Annotated in this window: 17 protein-coding genes and 1 other annotated feature (1 of these 18 only partly in view); of the genes, 1 reads left to right on the forward strand and 16 read right to left on the reverse strand. The window is 47.1% G+C overall.

All coding sequences use genetic code 11. The features are described 5' to 3' along the window. Positions 1-21: a binding site (T-box leader), on the forward strand; it begins 221 nt to the left of the window's first position. Positions 22-157: 136 nt separating this feature from the next. After that, positions 158-1,744 carry a phosphoglycerate dehydrogenase gene (serA, locus tag AC3WTP_RS15030; protein ID WP_492395437.1) on the forward strand — a complete coding sequence of 529 codons (1,587 nt, stop codon included), beginning with the start codon at positions 158-160 and terminating at the stop codon, positions 1,742-1,744. Positions 1,745-1,891: 147 nt separating this feature from the next. Here serA and AC3WTP_RS15035 read toward each other — a convergent pair whose 3' ends face one another. The 16 genes from AC3WTP_RS15035 to AC3WTP_RS15110 all read right to left on the reverse strand — a co-directional run bounded on the left by AC3WTP_RS15035 (position 1,892) and on the right by AC3WTP_RS15110 (position 16,384). After that, positions 1,892-3,316, reverse strand: a complete 1,425-nt coding sequence (locus AC3WTP_RS15035; RefSeq protein WP_492395438.1) for a HAMP domain-containing sensor histidine kinase — start codon at positions 3,314-3,316, stop codon at positions 1,892-1,894. After that, the gene (locus tag AC3WTP_RS15040) at positions 3,317-4,033 is read right to left on the reverse strand and encodes a response regulator transcription factor (protein WP_492395439.1); all 717 of its coding nucleotides are present in this window, start codon (positions 4,031-4,033) and stop codon (positions 3,317-3,319) included. 89 nt (positions 4,034-4,122) lie between these two features. Beyond that, positions 4,123-5,367 (reverse strand): c-type cytochrome biogenesis protein CcsB, encoded by a 1,245-nt coding sequence (gene ccsB / locus AC3WTP_RS15045; RefSeq protein ID WP_492395440.1) that lies wholly within the window; start codon positions 5,365-5,367, stop codon positions 4,123-4,125. Continuing rightward, entirely contained in the window at positions 5,364-7,028 is a 1,665-nt protein-coding gene (resB, locus tag AC3WTP_RS15050) for a cytochrome c biogenesis protein ResB (RefSeq protein WP_492395441.1), read from the reverse strand. The genes ccsB and resB overlap by 4 nt, the downstream gene beginning before the upstream one ends. A gap of 16 nt (positions 7,029-7,044) precedes the next feature. Further along, positions 7,045-7,578 carry a thiol-disulfide oxidoreductase ResA gene (resA, locus tag AC3WTP_RS15055; protein ID WP_492395442.1) on the reverse strand — a complete coding sequence of 178 codons (534 nt, stop codon included), beginning with the start codon at positions 7,576-7,578 and terminating at the stop codon, positions 7,045-7,047. Positions 7,579-7,736: 158 nt separating this feature from the next. Then, a complete protein-coding gene (locus AC3WTP_RS15060) occupies positions 7,737-8,471 on the reverse strand; it encodes a pseudouridine synthase (RefSeq protein WP_492395443.1) in 735 nt (244 codons plus the stop codon). 123 nt (positions 8,472-8,594) lie between these two features. Then, on the reverse strand, positions 8,595-9,128 hold the full coding sequence (locus tag AC3WTP_RS15065; RefSeq protein WP_492395444.1) for a spore maturation protein: 534 nt from the start codon (positions 9,126-9,128) through the stop codon (positions 8,595-8,597). Between the two features lie 35 nt (positions 9,129-9,163). Then, entirely contained in the window at positions 9,164-9,805 is a 642-nt protein-coding gene (locus AC3WTP_RS15070; protein WP_492395502.1) for a nucleoside recognition domain-containing protein, read from the reverse strand. A 94-nt stretch (positions 9,806-9,899) separates the two neighbouring features. Next, complete coding sequence (locus AC3WTP_RS15075; protein ID WP_492395445.1) at positions 9,900-11,012, reverse strand: D-alanyl-D-alanine carboxypeptidase family protein; 1,113 nt, start codon at positions 11,010-11,012, stop codon at positions 9,900-9,902. Between the two features lie 173 nt (positions 11,013-11,185). Further along, positions 11,186-11,632, reverse strand: a complete 447-nt coding sequence (ytfJ, locus tag AC3WTP_RS15080; RefSeq protein WP_492395446.1) for a GerW family sporulation protein — start codon at positions 11,630-11,632, stop codon at positions 11,186-11,188. Continuing rightward, positions 11,605-12,207: a DUF2953 domain-containing protein gene (locus AC3WTP_RS15085; protein WP_492395447.1), complete on the reverse strand. Its 603-nt coding sequence runs from the start codon at positions 12,205-12,207 to the stop codon at positions 11,605-11,607. Before AC3WTP_RS15085 ends, ytfJ begins: the two co-directional genes overlap by 28 nt. Before the next feature lie 149 nt (positions 12,208-12,356). Beyond that, positions 12,357-13,082 (reverse strand): metal-dependent hydrolase, encoded by a 726-nt coding sequence (locus AC3WTP_RS15090; RefSeq protein ID WP_492395503.1) that lies wholly within the window; start codon positions 13,080-13,082, stop codon positions 12,357-12,359. A 106-nt stretch (positions 13,083-13,188) separates the two neighbouring features. Next, positions 13,189-13,797 (reverse strand): SMC-Scp complex subunit ScpB, encoded by a 609-nt coding sequence (scpB, locus tag AC3WTP_RS15095; protein ID WP_492395448.1) that lies wholly within the window; start codon positions 13,795-13,797, stop codon positions 13,189-13,191. Further along, positions 13,766-14,557, reverse strand: coding sequence for a segregation and condensation protein A (locus tag AC3WTP_RS15100; protein ID WP_492395449.1), 792 nt, complete (start codon positions 14,555-14,557; stop codon positions 13,766-13,768). Before AC3WTP_RS15100 ends, scpB begins: the two co-directional genes overlap by 32 nt. A gap of 63 nt (positions 14,558-14,620) precedes the next feature. Beyond that, on the reverse strand, positions 14,621-15,088 hold the full coding sequence (gene ribH / locus AC3WTP_RS15105) for a 6,7-dimethyl-8-ribityllumazine synthase (RefSeq protein ID WP_492395450.1): 468 nt from the start codon (positions 15,086-15,088) through the stop codon (positions 14,621-14,623). Between the two features lie 54 nt (positions 15,089-15,142). Further along, entirely contained in the window at positions 15,143-16,384 is a 1,242-nt protein-coding gene (locus AC3WTP_RS15110) for a bifunctional 3,4-dihydroxy-2-butanone-4-phosphate synthase/GTP cyclohydrolase II (protein ID WP_492395451.1), read from the reverse strand. Between the last annotated feature and the right edge of the window lie 20 nt (positions 16,385-16,404).

Genomic DNA, 16,404 nt, shown 5'->3' on the forward strand with positions numbered 1-16,404 from the left:
CGAACAACTCTCGTCCCTTACTACGGCAGTAGTATGTGATGAGAGTTTTTTTGAAAAGTGGATATTTAATTATCTAAAGCATTAGCGCGTCGAAGCGGTGATAACAACTGCCTGTGCGGTTGACACTATATAGTTGGATATGAGGGAGGAAAACTAAATGTACAAGGTATTAGTTTCGGATCCGATCAGCGATTTTGGTATTCAGCAATTGGTTGATGCAACAGATGTAATCGTGGACAAAAAGACAGGTCTTTCGGAAGATGAGCTCATTTCCATTATTAGTGAGTACGATGCTCTTCTCGTGCGCAGTCAGACGAAGGTTACCCCGCGCATAATGGAAGCAGCCAAAAAGCTCAAAGTAATCGGACGCGCTGGAGTCGGTGTCGATAACATTAATCTGGAAGCCGCCACACAGCGCGGAATTATTGTCATTAATGCACCCGATGGCAATACCATCACCACTTGTGAGCATGCCTTTGCGATGATGATGGCACTTGCTCGACATATCCCGCAGGCGTATAACAAAACGATTCAAGGCATCTGGGACCGCAAGTCGTTCCTCGGTGTAGAATTACGCAACAAAACACTTGGTGTAGTCGGTATGGGGAGAATCGGAAGCGAAGTAGCTAAACGCGCTAAAGCATTCGGTATGGAGGTCATTGGATATGACCCATTTATGACGGAAGAACGTGCAGAGAAGCTTGGCATCAAGCTTGGAAGTGTAGATGATATCATCCGCAACGCTGACTTTATGACCTTCCATACTCCGCTTACTGCTGAGACGAAGCACATGATTGCCCGTCCGCAATTCGAAGTCATGAAGCGCGGCATGCGTATTATCAACTGCGCTCGCGGCGGTATCGTCGATGAATTGGCACTAGTTGAAGCTATTAATGAAGGCATCGTCGCAGGTGCGGCATTTGACGTATTCGAGCATGAGCCGCCAGCGGCAGATCATCCTTTCTTAAATAACCCTAACATCATCGTTACACCTCATCTTGGAGCATCAACGGTTGAAGCCCAAGAGAATGTCGCGATTGACGTTTCGGAGCAGGTGCTTCACATCCTGCGCGATCAACCGTTCAAGAACGCGGTTAATATGCCGCCAGTACCGGCGAATGTATTGAACAAGATCCAGCCTTACTTCCAATTGAGCGAACGCCTTGGCCTATTTACTGCACAGATGGCGAAGGGACCATTGCTTGAGATTGTAATCAATTATTCCGGTGAGCTTGCTGAAGTAGATACTGCTCAACTCACCCGCTACATCGTTAAAGGCGTGCTGCAGCAGCATCTTGGACCAGATGTCAATGTTGTCAACTCGATGCATCTGGCGAAGGTGCGAGAGATCTTGATTACTGTTCAGAAGACGCATGCAGCTAAGGGCTTCACGAATCTTGTCACTGTCACGCTGCGTACGAAGGATGAAGAACGAATGGTAGCAGGCACGTTATTGAACGGCTATGGCGCAAGAATCGTACAGATCGACAAATATCCGGTTGACGTCGCGCCAGAAGGTCATCTGCTGCTAGTCAAGCATAACGATAAGCCTGGTATGATTGGATATGTTGGTACGCTGCTTGGCAACAATGACATCAACATTGCTACGATGCAGGTGGGACGCAAGATCGTCGGCGGATCCGCTATTATGGTTCTAGCTGTTGATCGCGCTGTACCTAAAGAAGTCATATCCGATCTGAAGAACATCTCGGGAATCAATAAGGCGAAGGAAATTGTATTTTAATAGCTGATTGTTTCACGAACAACAAGATTAGTCTCACTATTATGACGTCTGCCAACTGCAGACGTCATTTTTATGCCATACACATCGTTGGATGCTGTCGGAATGTCATAAACTCACGTAAAAAAGCCGACACAACCGTGTCGGCCATTACGATCCTTGTTCATATGGAAGTCCGATGGAGAACGTCGTTCCCGTGCCCAGCGCACTCTTCACTTCAATGATGCCATGATGAACGTCTATAATATTTTTAACAATGGCGAGCCCAAGACCGGTTCCTCCGCTCGTTCCTCTTGTGCGAGCTTTATCCGCCTTATAGAAGCGTTCAAAGACATATGGTATGTCTTCATGCGGAATCCCTTCTCCATGGTCTTCGACATGTATCCAGAGCCGTTCTACATGTCCACTAACCTTGCGTTCGGTTCGGATCACGATCTCCTCTCCAGCTTGAGAGTGTCGAATCGCGTTATCAAGCAGATTCGTAAGCACCTGCTCCAACCGATCTTCATCCGCCTGACTGACAACCGGATGCGCTGCCAGAAATTCAGAAACAATCGGTATCTCACGTTCTTTGGATAGAACAGAGTATTTGCGAATAACGCGAAGAATCAGATCATTAAGATTAACCGGTCCCAATTGCATCTGAAGATGGCCGCCTTCCATTCGAGCCAGATCCAGCAGATCCTTTACAAGCCTGCCCATGCGAAGCGATTCATCGTGTATCACCTGTGCAAGCTCTTTGCGCTCTTCAGGTGATGCCGCGATATCATCCAATAAAGCTTCGCTATAGCCTTGCAGCATCGATAATGGAGTGCGTATCTCGTGCGATACATTGGCAACGAAGTCCTTGCGAAGCTTTTCCAGCCGAACCTCTTCCGTAATATCGCGCAGCACGGCTACAACGCCTCGAACCGTGTTATCGTTATACAAGGGACCCATAACGACGGACCATACTTCTTGCTGCACATGAATCCGGCTGACAACTTCAACAGCCTCTGAACGAGCCTTATGATACAGCGGACGAAGCGGTTCAGGGACAGATGATAATTGAAACTCATCCTCTGGGTCATTCCAACCGATCTCGCTCCACTTCTGCAGATTGATTTCCCCTTGCGGGTTAGCCAGCAGCACATTTCCATTCGCGTCAAATGTGATCACGGCATCCGTCATGCTTCGCAATATGCTGAAGAGTTGCTCCTTCTCCTGATGCAAATCACGAATGAGGAGATTCAGCTCTTCGGCCATATGATTGAACGTGCTCGACAGTTCACCAATTTCATCAGAAGACCGCAATTCCAGCCGAGTCGTATAATCGCCCTGCCGAATCGTATCAGCAGCCTTCTTCAACTGGCGTAGCGGCTGCGTTATCTTGGTAAATAGAAAGAAAGCAAAAAACGTCGTTAACGAAAAGCCAATGATTCCTGTATATATAAAGAGCAGCTTAATATCATTCGGATGGGCGAAATTGCTGTCGATATATTGAAGCAGGTAAGTTCCCAATGTCAACAGCACTAACGCCACAAGTCCGATGATTGTCATCCACAGTTTGCCGACTACACTCCGCCAGAATTTCACTTACTTCGGCACCTCTAATTTGTATCCGACGCCCCATACTGTAGTGATCATAGTTGCAGCCTCTGGCGATACTTTGTTCAGTTTCTCTCGCAGACGCTTCACATGAGTATCCACCGTGCGAAGATCTCCGAAAAATTCATAATTCCATACATCCTTGAGCAGTTCTTCCCGACTGAACACTTTATCAGGAGATACAGCTAAATAATGAAGGAGCTCGTACTCCTTCGGAGTTAGGCTGATCTCTTGTCCCCCCGCAGTTACGCGATGAGCATCATGTTCGATAATCAGGTGTGGAAATACGATGTTGTTGCTCGTTTTCGGATCATTGGTCAGGAATGCAGTAGCCGAAGAACGACGCAGAACCGCCTTTACCCGGTAAATAACCTCTCTAGGGCTAAATGGCTTCACGACATAATCATCAGCTCCAACCTCGAACCCTTGAACTCGGTTCATTTCCTCACCCTTGGCTGTCAACATAATGATCGGAGTCGATTTGACCTGACGCAAGCGAGTGCATACTTCGATACCGTCAATGCCCGGCAGCATCAGATCGAGCAGAATTAAATCATAATCCTCGACAACTGCTTTCCGAAGCGCATCTTCGCCGTCTTCTGATTCTGTTATAATAAAGCCTTCCTTCTCTAGATACATCTTGAGCAAACGTCTAATCCGTTCTTCATCATCCACTATAAGGATACGATTCTCTTGTTCGGACATGTACGATTCCCCTTTCCTGATCGAAACGAGCTATATGTAAATAAGTGGTCATCTTGTACACCGCATCCTTCGAGTCATCTAACAATTCATCAGACACCAGCGTATGAATGCAGCCCTGAGATAATTAGGTTCACACCTAATAAAGTAAACATAATTATGATAAAGCCAATCACGGAAAACCATGAGGACTTCGATCCTTGATATCCGCGTGACAATCGCAGATGCAGGTATACACTGTAGAATAGCCAAGTTATGAGAGCCCATACTTCCTTCGGATCCCATCCCCAGAATCGTCCCCAGGCAACCTGTGCCCATATCATCGCAAATATTAGCCCACCCAGCGTGAAGATTGGGAAGCCGATTGCATTAGCCCGATAGCTGATCTCATCTAAATCATCAGGGTCAATACCGCGCAGCATCGGTTGAATCACGCGTGCAATCGGTTTGCGAATAATGAGCTGAATTAGAGCATATAACACAAGACCTGCGATAACTGACCATACAACAGTGTTCAGCTTACGCGCGGCATCTTTGCCTTCCATCCATGGAGGAGCTTCAAACAAAGGAAGCTGTATGCCAGCGAGAGAAACTCCCTCTAATTGTACACTATTATATGGTGCTACCAAAGGTGGAATCGTATAGGTGACCGATTCTATTTTACTATTGATTTGACCCTTGTCAACAGTTTCAACAGTTTGCTGCACTTGTACTTCATATGATGCAGCGCGGAAGCCAAAGATAACGGCTATGAAACCGATGATAATGACAATGAGTACCATCGTACCTTCCAGAAAGAACTGGGAGCGCTTAGCCGAAGGATCGTCCCATCGCACCGTTCTCAGCAGATACATTAAGCCTGCAATGAAACCAATCCCGAAGAATGCGTAAGCCAACGCAGCCAGTGTTACATGTATCTTCAGCCAGATGGAATCCAGTTGAGGGATCAACGGCTGAATCTCACTTGGAAATACCGACGCGTAGGCCATCATTAGGATCGCCAGCGGCAAAGCAAAAACGCCGAGAATTGATTTGCGGTAGATGATATATATAATAACATAAGCACTAACTATCATAATAGCTAAGAACGACATGAACTCATACATGTTGCTTACTGGAATATGACCTACCGCCCATCTCGTAAAGAAATAGACGAGCTGTGCTGCAAGAGCAATCAGCGTTATAATGAAAGAAACGTTGCTCCATCTCTGTTGGCGCTTCTCTGAGTTCTTCATGGTGCGCGCTGCCATTGAGAATATGTGTGCAATAAATGCGATACATAGCAAGAAAAATGCGATTAAGTACGCATCCTGACTAATCTCTAACAAGCGATTCACGCTTTATTCCCCCCACGGTCTATGGCTTTGATATCTACTTGAATATCGCTGTCGGCTAACGCTCGCGCAACCTCATGACGCATTCCATACCAATTCTTATTGGTATGTGCGCCTAACAGCAAATTACTGCCATCGATTTTGAGCCAGATGCGTCTATGCTGCCAGTAGAAGCCCATAACCAATCCTACCATGCTTATGAGCGCGCCTACCCAGATAAACGGAAGGGCTGTATCTTTCCTAACGTTCAAGAAGCTGACTGATTGTGAAATATTCACATCGTTCATCGATTGAACTTTAATCCGAAGCTTGTCGATTATCTCTGCGTTTACGACATCTTCTTGGAAAGCAACCTTATCCTTCTGCAGCGGAAAGTACATGTATGGCTCGCCGGTTTCCGCTAAGCCTGGTCCCTTGATCAAAAATACAAATACAGGCGCATTCGGATCTGGCGACTTCGTATACGGCTTGCCATCAGCGCCGAAACCGAAGTCCATATACTTTTCTCTGAGCTCAAGTGTGTAAGGGCCTAGTTCATAAAGCGTTTGCGTATTGTTCATCATTAATTCGAATGAACCATATACTTCGCCGGTTTCCGTGTCTTCTAGTACCGGCTTGACGGATACTAGCTTAGGAGTTAGATCAAAGTCATATTGATATATCATTAAGCCATCATATTCTAATGGATCATTCACACGGATATCATGCTTGAATACTTCATCTAGCTCAGGATCAAGCATGGGATCATCACAGTTCGCCGTGCAGCGTAACAGGGTTGCTTTTGTCTCAAATAGCTTTGGGACAACTCGGCCTTCCTTGACGAACTTCTCCGGCATTTCATCATCCGAGTAATACTCTACAGTGAATTGATCATTCTGCAAGTAATAAGGCGTCTTCGGAATTGGCGTTGGTTGACCTTGCGGGAAGCCGGAGTAGAACTCCATATGCCAGCCCGGGATGCTTCGAGCCAGCAGCGCCAGCAGGAAGATGATCAGTCCTATATGATTAATATAAGGACCCCAGCGGCTGAACCGATTCTTCTCAGCCATTAATGCGCCTTCATTTTTATATATGCGATATCGTTTCTTACGAAGAGACTTCTCCATCGTGCCCAGCCATGCACTGGCTTCCGTCGGCAGTTCGGTCTCGACCACGATTCGCTGACGCCGCAGAAATTGATCATGCTTGCGCACATGCTGCTTATGCAATGCGCGATATAACGGCAAAACGCGATCCAAGCTGCAGATCACGAGCGATGCTCCGATCATAACCAGCAGCGTTATAAACCACCAGGATCCATACGTATCTGATAAGCCCAATACGTAGTACCAATGTCCCAGCGTTCCGTAATTATCCAGATAATAGTTCTCCGGGACAGCGCCAATAAATTGACTCTCCTGTGGAAAGATCGTTCCCAGTGAGGCGCCAACTAGCGTAATGGCTATAATAATGACGGCAACCTTAACTGAGGAAAAGAAATTCCACACCATATCAATTACATTTGGGTTTGCTTTTTGAGATTTGCGAGCAACACCGTCGTATCTCATCTCTAAAACGGTAAGTTCTGTTTCATCCTCCACTTGCGGCTTACCGCACGCTTCGCACAATACCGTACCGATCGGGTTCTGATGACCGCATTCACATTTGGTATTCTGAAATGCCATTACAGCTTCCCCCAGTCTACGAAGACTTGGTGCTTATCATCTGCTTGATCAGAACGTCCAGTTCTTCGGACGTTACTTCACCAAGCTTAATATGATGCACTTTGCCTTCAGGATTGATGAAGAAAGTTGTTGGCAGCGGTCGAATGCCAAATTCTTTGGATGCGGTCTTCTTGCGATCCAACCAGATTGGAAAGGTTACACCCATTTGCTTAGCAAAATTTCGGACAACGAGTTCATCTTCCCCATAGTTGATGCCGATAATTTCGACACCTTGATCTTTCCATTGCTCATAAGCCTTGGAGAGAGCAGGCATCTCGCGTTTACACGGCTCGCACCAAGAGCCCCAAAAGTTAAGTATTACCGCTTGGCCTTTCAGATCGCTCAATGATCTGACATCGCCGTCCAACTCCTGCAGTTTAATATTTGGAACGGAACTGCCGACCGTTGGAACGGCACTAGACTCAAATAGCGTTGGGAAGATTGCAATCCCACCCAGCAGTAAAGTAGCGGCCAAGATGATGATCTGTACCGCTTTATTACGTTTGGCCATGCCACATTCGCCCTCTCTATGACAATTATCACAAATTTCAGAAAAATACGCACAATTTGATTGAAGTGTCCATGTCCATTATAATCCAACACCAAGTGCCTATATCTTCCTTAATTATGAAATTTGTGTGTCATAGAGCGGGTTATATGCTATTCCTGTCAGGAATTTTTCTTAACAGCCTGTTTAAGCTCATTCACTTCAGATTTCGTTAATTGACGCATCGTACCCCGCGCTATACCTTGCAAGAAGATGTTAGCGAAGGATACCCGCTTCAAGCGAGTTACAGGATGACCGATCGCTTCAAACATACGTCGCACCTGACGATTACGACCTTCATAGATCGTAATGCTGATCGTTGCCACTTTATTCTCCATATCGACATCATGATATTCAACCTCTGCAGGCTGTGTCATGCCGTCATCCAGCATAATTCCTTGACTCAACTGCTCCAGCTTGTCTCCATGCGGAATTCCTTTAACTGTCGCCCAATAAGTCTTAGCTACATGATGACGCGGATGCGTTAACAAGTTAGCCAAATCCCCATCGTTCGTTAGAAGCAGGAGCCCTTCCGTATCATAATCCAATCGACCGACGGGATAAACACGCTGTTTAACTCCCTTAATGAAATCCTTAATCGTCTTGCGGCCTTCGGGATCGGACATACTCGTAATAACACCCTTAGGCTTATGAAAGGCAAGGACGATCTTATCGAGCTGCTTCGTAATGGTTCGGCCGTTAACCGTTATCACATCAGTATCGGGATCTGCCTTCGCACCTAGTGTGTTCACTACTTCCCCGTTAACCTGTACTTTACCCTCTGAAATTAGCTGTTCACATTTGCGTCGGGAAGCGACTCCCGCATTCGACATAATTTTCTGTAGACGTTCTTCCATCTGTAACATTCACCTCAACCTTATGATAGCAGTTTTGTGAACGATACCACAAGCTAATCGTTCAAATAACTGCCTGTCGATACAAAAAAACCCGGATGTTGGTACACCGGGCATAATCTAGGATTATGTAAATATCCATAAGCAGATCAGGATAGCTGCCGCAAAACCGATCAGATCGGAAAACAATCCCACTTTCAAGGCATATCTTCCTTTGATGACACCCACAGCACCGAAGTATACGGTCAGTACATATAACGTTGTATCCGTACTTCCTTGGATCGTCGAAGCGATCCGACCAATCATTGAATCTGGTCCATAAGTCTTAATCAAGTCGGTTGTAAACGCTAATGACCCCGCTCCCGTAATCGGTCGAAGAAACGCAAGCGGCATAACTTCCCCTGGAATGCCCAGCCAATCAAGCATTGGCTGCATTAAGCCTACAATCCAATCCATCGCTCCTGAAGCTCGAAAGACGCTGATCGCAACCATCATGCCAACGAGAGTCGGGATGATGTTGATCGAGGTTTGAAACCCGTCCTTGGCTCCTTCTACGAACGATTCATACACAGGCACCCGCTTAAAGTATGCATACAGCGGAATCAATACGATAATGGCAGGAATTGCCCATGTCGATATCGCGGATACGAAAGTGTACATAGATCTCCCACCCTCCCCGTAAGTCTATGCAAAGTCTAGCCTGTATGCGGCATCTGCGGTTTATCCAACGGCTGTTTCGGCAATGAAGGAGCCGCAGGCGGCGCATGACGGCTTCGAAACCAGCGATCCGCCAATATCGCCGCCATCGTCGCTACTGTAGTCGCAAGCAGCGTGGTGCCGACGATCTCAGCCGGATTCGCCGAGCCAAAGTTCATGCGTATAGCAATTAGAGTCGTCGGAATGAGTGTTATGCTCGACGTATTGATAGCTAAGAGGGTGCACATCGCAGGCGTTGCTGTAGTTTTATCCGGATTCAGCTTCTGCAGCTCCTGCATCGCGCGAATCCCCATCGGTGTCGCAGCGTTGCCAAGTCCTAATAGATTAGCACTCATATTAGACATAATGTATCCTAGTGCGGGATGATCCCGCGGTACATCTGGAAACAGGAAACGAACGACCGGTCCGAGCAGCTTAGCCATCTTCGTCAGTATCCCCGCATCCTCCGCGATCCTCATCATGCCAAGCCAGAATACCATTACACTGATTAAGCCGAGACTGACGCTGACACCTGTCTTAGCGCCGTCGAATACAGCCTCCGTTACAACCTCTATTCTCCCTTGCGCGGCAGCCGCGATAAAACCGACCAGTAGCATGATCATCCAGATCAGATTAATCAACATTCTCCCCCCTACTGCACTTTCACAGCACCTCTTAGCATTCAACACGTTCTCGGACTATGCTTGCGCAACACAAACGTCATGAGGTTCGAGATTACTGATTAATCGGAACTCTGACGATCATCTTGTCCTGCCAGTACACATCAATCATCCCTCTGCGCCCTAGCTTATAATCCAAGCTATGAGGTGTATGAATTTTTACTTTATAGCTGATCTCCTCTTGCTCCTCGTTAGATAACGGATATCTTACTTCCTGTGCAGCGCGAAACGGATACCCCTCAATCGTCTGGTTCGGACTAACGATTGTTCGCAGCGGATAGTTCACAAAGCCATAATTAAGCATTGCCGCGTGATCCGCCCAATCGCTGCCATCATTCAGCGTCACTGCGGTTAATTGCTGCCCATTGCGCGTTGCTGAACTGACAAGGCAGCGGAGTGCTCCAGTTGTATAGCCCGTTTTGACACCATCAGCACCTTCAAATAAGCGCAGCATTTTGTTTTTATTGGTCCATTTGTAATCCCACTTTTCAAAAGGATTCGGAGCGCTCCTCTGCTTCGTCTTCACGATCTCACGAAAAGTCGCGTTATGCAGTGCATATGCACTTAGCTTCGCCAGATCGATTGCACTCGTGACGTGCCCCTTCGCATCTAGACCGTGTGGATTGCTAAAGTGTGTCTGTTCCAATCCAAGAGCCTCTGCTTTACGATTCATAAGGTATACGAACCCATCTTCAGAGCCTCCGATATGTTCAGCAATCGCTACCGCGGCGTCATTGCCGGAGCGAAGCATCAATCCATACAGCATATTTTCAAGCGTCATTTCTTCACCTGGACGCAGATATATCGATGATCCCTCTTTGCCGACAGCTTTCGAACTCGCTTTGACGATATCTTTTAGATCTCCTAATTCTATAGCAATAATCGCTGTCATGATCTTCGTGGTGCTTGCCATTGGCATGGGTGTATTCCCATTCTCATGAAAGAGTACTCGTCCACTCGTAACATCAACCAGGGCAGCACCTCTTGCGCGCGTGTTAGGAATGGCTGCATGTTTGCTGCTTGTTTCCTTAGCATCCTTCACATGATGTGATCGCGGCTTAATATGCACCGATATTGCATGTACTTGTTGCGACAGCACCGGCAGACCGTAACAAATCAAGCAGACCACTACTAATATCGCGGTAATTCTTCGCTTCAAATGTGACACTTGGTCCTCCTTCAATCAGATGGCGCCTACCCGCGATGTTATTTCATTTGTATGCAGCATCGCACAGGGGTATGTCCAACAATTAGATTTAAAAAAAGCGTCAACCCTTCGCACTTCTTCTCCTGTAAATAAAATCCCGGAGGTCATGCACAGCATTGACGCTTCAATATGGATTACGATTCGGCATTAGGTTTATCGTTTGCCTTGCCTGCTTTAGGTGTTTGTCTAAACATTGACTCGAATCGATCCAATACGTGTGGTGCGGAATCAATCAACTTCTCTAACAGATGAGTATTATTATCTACAGACACAACTTGAACGCCTTGTTTTCCAACGATAAGGAAGGCAATTGGAACTAAGAATACACCGCCGCCGGCGCCGCCGCCAAAAGGCTTATCTGACGGTTGATGCGAACGATCCTTATCCGCTTGCTGACGCCGTTCAAACACTTTAAATTCGCTACCGCCTGCAGCGAAACCGATACCCACTCTGCTGATTGGAAGAATCACGCTGCCGTCAGGTGTTTGCACGGGGTCACCTACGATCGCGTTGACGTCAACCATCGCTTTAATATTTTCCAATGCTGCTCGCATTAGGCCTTCGATTGGATGATCCGCCATGGATTAGCTACTCCTTTCGCCCGCATTAGACGGGTAATCAACAAATAAGCTGCACCTATAGAATGCACTACCCTAATTCGGGATATACACACAACACGTGTTGAAAAAGCAAGCTCATTATATCTAGGGATCACATTCAGCGAAGGCATGACGGTAAACTTAAGAATATGTGTAAGTGTTCCTGCCGCATAGGACATAACAGACCAGATCACTCCCGATCCAATAGCCGTTTGCGGTGCTTCTCCCAAGCCGAGTTCGGTATCCCAAATAAAATGCTTTATTTCCGTTTTCTCCAACAATCCGACAATCAGATTCAACATCATCCTCAATTGGTGCCGATCCAACCCAATCTTCCACTCTTGATCAAGTCCTTGAAAGTCAACCGTTCTGACCTCCTTGCGCCAATTAATGAGTCCGAAGCACATCCTGAAACCAACCCATATCCGTTCATTAGAACCCGACTTCTGCAAAATAATCTTTAATTCTACAAAAGACATGAGTACAACAATAGCAGCAATAGCAATCCCAACAACTATCAAACCTAATACGATGAGTATAATCAGCCATGCACTCATTTCACGCACCCGCCTATTTCCAATCTAACGCTATTATGACCTACGGGTCTGGAAGGCATGCAAAATGTTACCTGCTAACACACAAAAAACCGACTCTATCCTGTTTCACTAACATGTGAATAGAATAGAATCGGTTCTGTGGTTTTGAATTATTCTGCTTCCGGTACTCGTTGTTCAACCTGCCAATGGAGGGTATCCAGTACATCGCCTGGCTCCATCACATGCCCTTGAATACCGAATGGTTTCAAGTCGTGTACGAAAGCTTGAGCATCCTGCTTGATTGGCGGGAATGTGTTGAAATGTACTGGAACTACATGCTTAGCTCTTACCCACTGAGCAGCAAGAAGTGCATCCTGCGGGTCCATCGTAAAGAAGCTGCCTATAGGCAATATAGCTAAATCAGGCTGATAACGGTCCCCGACCAGCTTCATATCACTGAATAACGCCGTATCACCAGCGTGATAGATCGTGATATCTTCAAACTTCAATACCACTCCTGCGGGATTGCCAAGGTAAACATTCCGTCCATCGACCTCTGTAGAAGAGCTGTGAAGTGCCGGTACCCATTTTAATAGGCCAAATGGAAACTCCGCTCCTCCTCCAAGATTCATCCCGATCGTGGATGAAACACCTTGACCCGACATGTAATCAGCAAGCTCTACAATCGAAATGACTGTTGCTCCGCATCGCTTCGCAATAGCGGAAGCGTCCTCTATGTGATCCCCATGCCCGTGAGTCAGCAATATGTAGTCAGGATTCAACTCATCAGCTGCATAAACAGCCTTCGGGTTGCTCGTTAGAAACGGATCAATTAACAGATTGTGCGTGCTCGTCTGAATCTCCACACAAGCATGTCCGTGAAATGTAACTTCCACCATTCGCAGCATCAGCTCCCTAAAAGATATACATCAATTATATCAAGAAATGATCTGATCATTCCACAGCCAGTGTCAGTACACCGCATCTAACCTCACCACTTGTTTACTTATCGCTATTGACGTCTTCGATGGTTAGCTGTCTGCCCTGCATCTTATCGAATAATAGCTGCGTCTCCTCTTCCAGACCCTCGGTCTGCTCGAACTGCATCGCTTCTGGAAGCTCCTTCAAGCTCGCTAAACCGAAATAGTCCAGGAATGACTTCGTCGTGCCGTACAGAATCGGTCGTCCGATCGCTTCCGCGCGTCCAACTTCCTCGATAAGATCCTTGTGCACAAGTGTTTGGATCGCTCGATCCGACTTTACGCCCCGCACTTCTTCGATCTCCACTCTGGTAATCGGCTGACGATAAGCTACAATCGCCAGTGTCTCCAATGCCGCTTGAGACAAGGAAGAGCGAGATGGCGAATAGGCCATCCGTTCAAAGTATACGGCGTGCTCCTTCAAGGTTGTCATATGAAACATACCCGCGATCTCCAAGAGCTGAATCCCGCGCTTCCCGCGTTCAAACTCGCCCTTCAAGTCCTGCAGCGCCTCTCTCACAACCTCAGCACGAACCTCGGTTATTTCAGCAAGCTGCTTCAGGCTCAATCCTTCATCACCCGCCATAAACAGCAAGCCCTCAATAATCGACTTCAACGTCTGAAACTCCATCTTCATCCAACTCCCCATGCCATTGAATCACTATATCCTCAAACAACTTATCTTGATAGCACCGTACCTGCTTCATCTTCATCAGTTCCAAGATCGCCAAAAAGGTGACGACGATCTCATGCCGTGACATCTCCTGATGCAATAGATTCGTGAACATCAGCTTCGTTCCTCTGCCCGACGGTTTAAAGAGCGCAGCAATATCACGTATCCGATCCTTTACCGATATTTCATCCCTATGAATCGTTGCGACTTGAGTTCTCCTCGCAGCCTTCTTCAGCGCCTTCTGAAACGCTATAATCAGATCATCTACGTGCAAGCCTTCTACGGGATTGGAAGGGACATCCGCAATGTACGGAGCAAGATCCTCAGGTTCTTTCGAGAAGATCAAGCTGCGATCCGTTTCCTTCTCGCGAAGATGCTCCGCAATTCCTTTGAATTTGCGGTATTCGATCAGCTTACGAATCAGATCCGCCCGAGGGTCATAATCCTCTTCCTCGTATTCAGGGTATTCCTCCCATTCCATCACCGGCGGCTTCGGCAGCAGCTGATTCGATTTCATCGCAAGGAGTGTAGCGGCCATGACGAGAAACTCGCTCGTAATGTCTAGCTCGAGCTCTTGCATGCTCTGCAGGTACTCCATATATTGATCGGTAATTTCATGGATCGATATATCTTGGATATCAATTTCCGACTTATCAACTAGATGAAGCAGCAGATCGAGCGGACCTTCAAACGTTTCTAATTTATATGTAACCGACACCCGGCAACCTCCTGAAAAAAGCAAATGTAGCACCCTAAGAAGGGTACTACATTAAGATAAGCATTATTTGAACTGTTTCGTCAAGTTCGCCATTTCAATCGCAGTCGCTGCAGCTTCCCAACCTTTATTGCCAGCCTTCGTTCCTGCGCGTTCAATTGCTTGTTCAATTGTGTCTGTTGTCAGTACGCCGAAGATCGTTGGAACGCCTGTCTTCATGCCGACTTGAGCAACACCCTTAGCCGCCTCGCTGCATACGAAGTCAAAGTGAGGAGTTGCGCCGCGAATAACTGCGCCAAGTGTAATAACAGCGTCGTACTTGCCGCTTTCAGCCATCTTCTGTGCGATGAGCGGAAGCTCGAAAGCACCTGGTACCCAAGCAACATCAACCTCGTCCTCTTGGACGCCATGACGCTTAAGTGCGTCCAGCGCACCCGATACGAGCTTGGAAACGATGAATTCATTGAAACGACCTGCGACAATACCGTATTTTAATCCTTGGGAAATTAAGTTACCTTCAAAAATAGTTGCCATAATAGCAGCTCCTCCTCGATATGAGTTCCTCATGATTTATAGTAAATATTACAATTACTCACTAGCACTCTCACTTTGCTCCAGCTCGTCAAAGCGAAGCAAATGCCCCAGCTTCTCCTGCTTCGTATGCAAGTATTTCGTGTTGTCGACATTTTCTTGAATCTGAATTGGCACTCGCTCAACCACAGTCAATCCGTAGCCTTCAAGTCCTTTGATCTTGCGCGGATTGTTCGTCATGAGACGAATCTTGCGTACGCCAAGGTCCTTCAGGATCTGAGCGCCAATACCATAATCGCGTTGATCCGGCAAGAATCCAAGCTTCACGTTGGCATCTACTGTATCGTAGCCCTGCTCCTGCAGCTTATAAGCCTTCAGCTTGTTGATCAAGCCGATGCCGCGGCCTTCTTGACGCATATAGAGAAGCACGCCGGTGCCTTCCTGATCAATGCGTTTGAGCGCCGCCTCGAATTGAGGTCCGCAATCACAGCGGTGAGAATGGAATACATCACCTGTCAAGCACTCGGAATGCACGCGTACAAGCACAGGCTGTGAAGGATCGATGTGTCCCTTTACGAGCGCGACATGCTCTTTATTATCCACTTGATTCGTGTAGGCTACGACACGGAATTGACCGAAGTCAGTCGGCATCTTCACTTCCACTTCGCGTTGAACGAGGTTTTCCTTCTCATTGCGGTAATGAATCAAGTCTTTGATACAGATCAGCTTCAGGTCATGCTGCTTCTTGAATTCGATCAAGTCTGGCAATCTAGCCATGCTGCCATCTTCCTTGATGATCTCGCAAATTACGCCTGCAGGTGAAGCTCCGCACATCTTAGCAAGATCTACTGCAGCTTCTGTATGACCAGCACGGCGAAGCACGCCGCCTTTCTTCGCAACCAATGGGAAGATGTGACCTGGGCGGCGGAAGTCTTCCGCCTTCGAATTCGGGTTGATCAGCTGCTTAATCGTCAGCGAACGTTCATGAGCCGAGATACCTGTTGTCGTCTCCACATGGTCAATCGATACGGTGAACGCAGTACCATGATTGTCGGTGTTATGTGTAACCATCGGTGGAAGATCTAGTTCTTCCGCGCGCTCCGGTGTAATCGGCACGCATACAAGTCCTCGACCCTCCGTGATCATAAAGTTAATGACTTCAGGAGTTGCCTTGTCCGCTAATGCGATGAAATCCCCTTCATTTTCCCGATCCTCGTCGTCAACTACGATGATTACTTTACCTTGCATCAAATCATAAATAGCCTCTTCTATGGGATCAAACTTAAATTGTTGTTCCATGATAGCTTCTCCCTTCGATA

It is taken from the genome of Paenibacillus sp. EB106-04-04-XG159 (assembly GCF_058791835.1).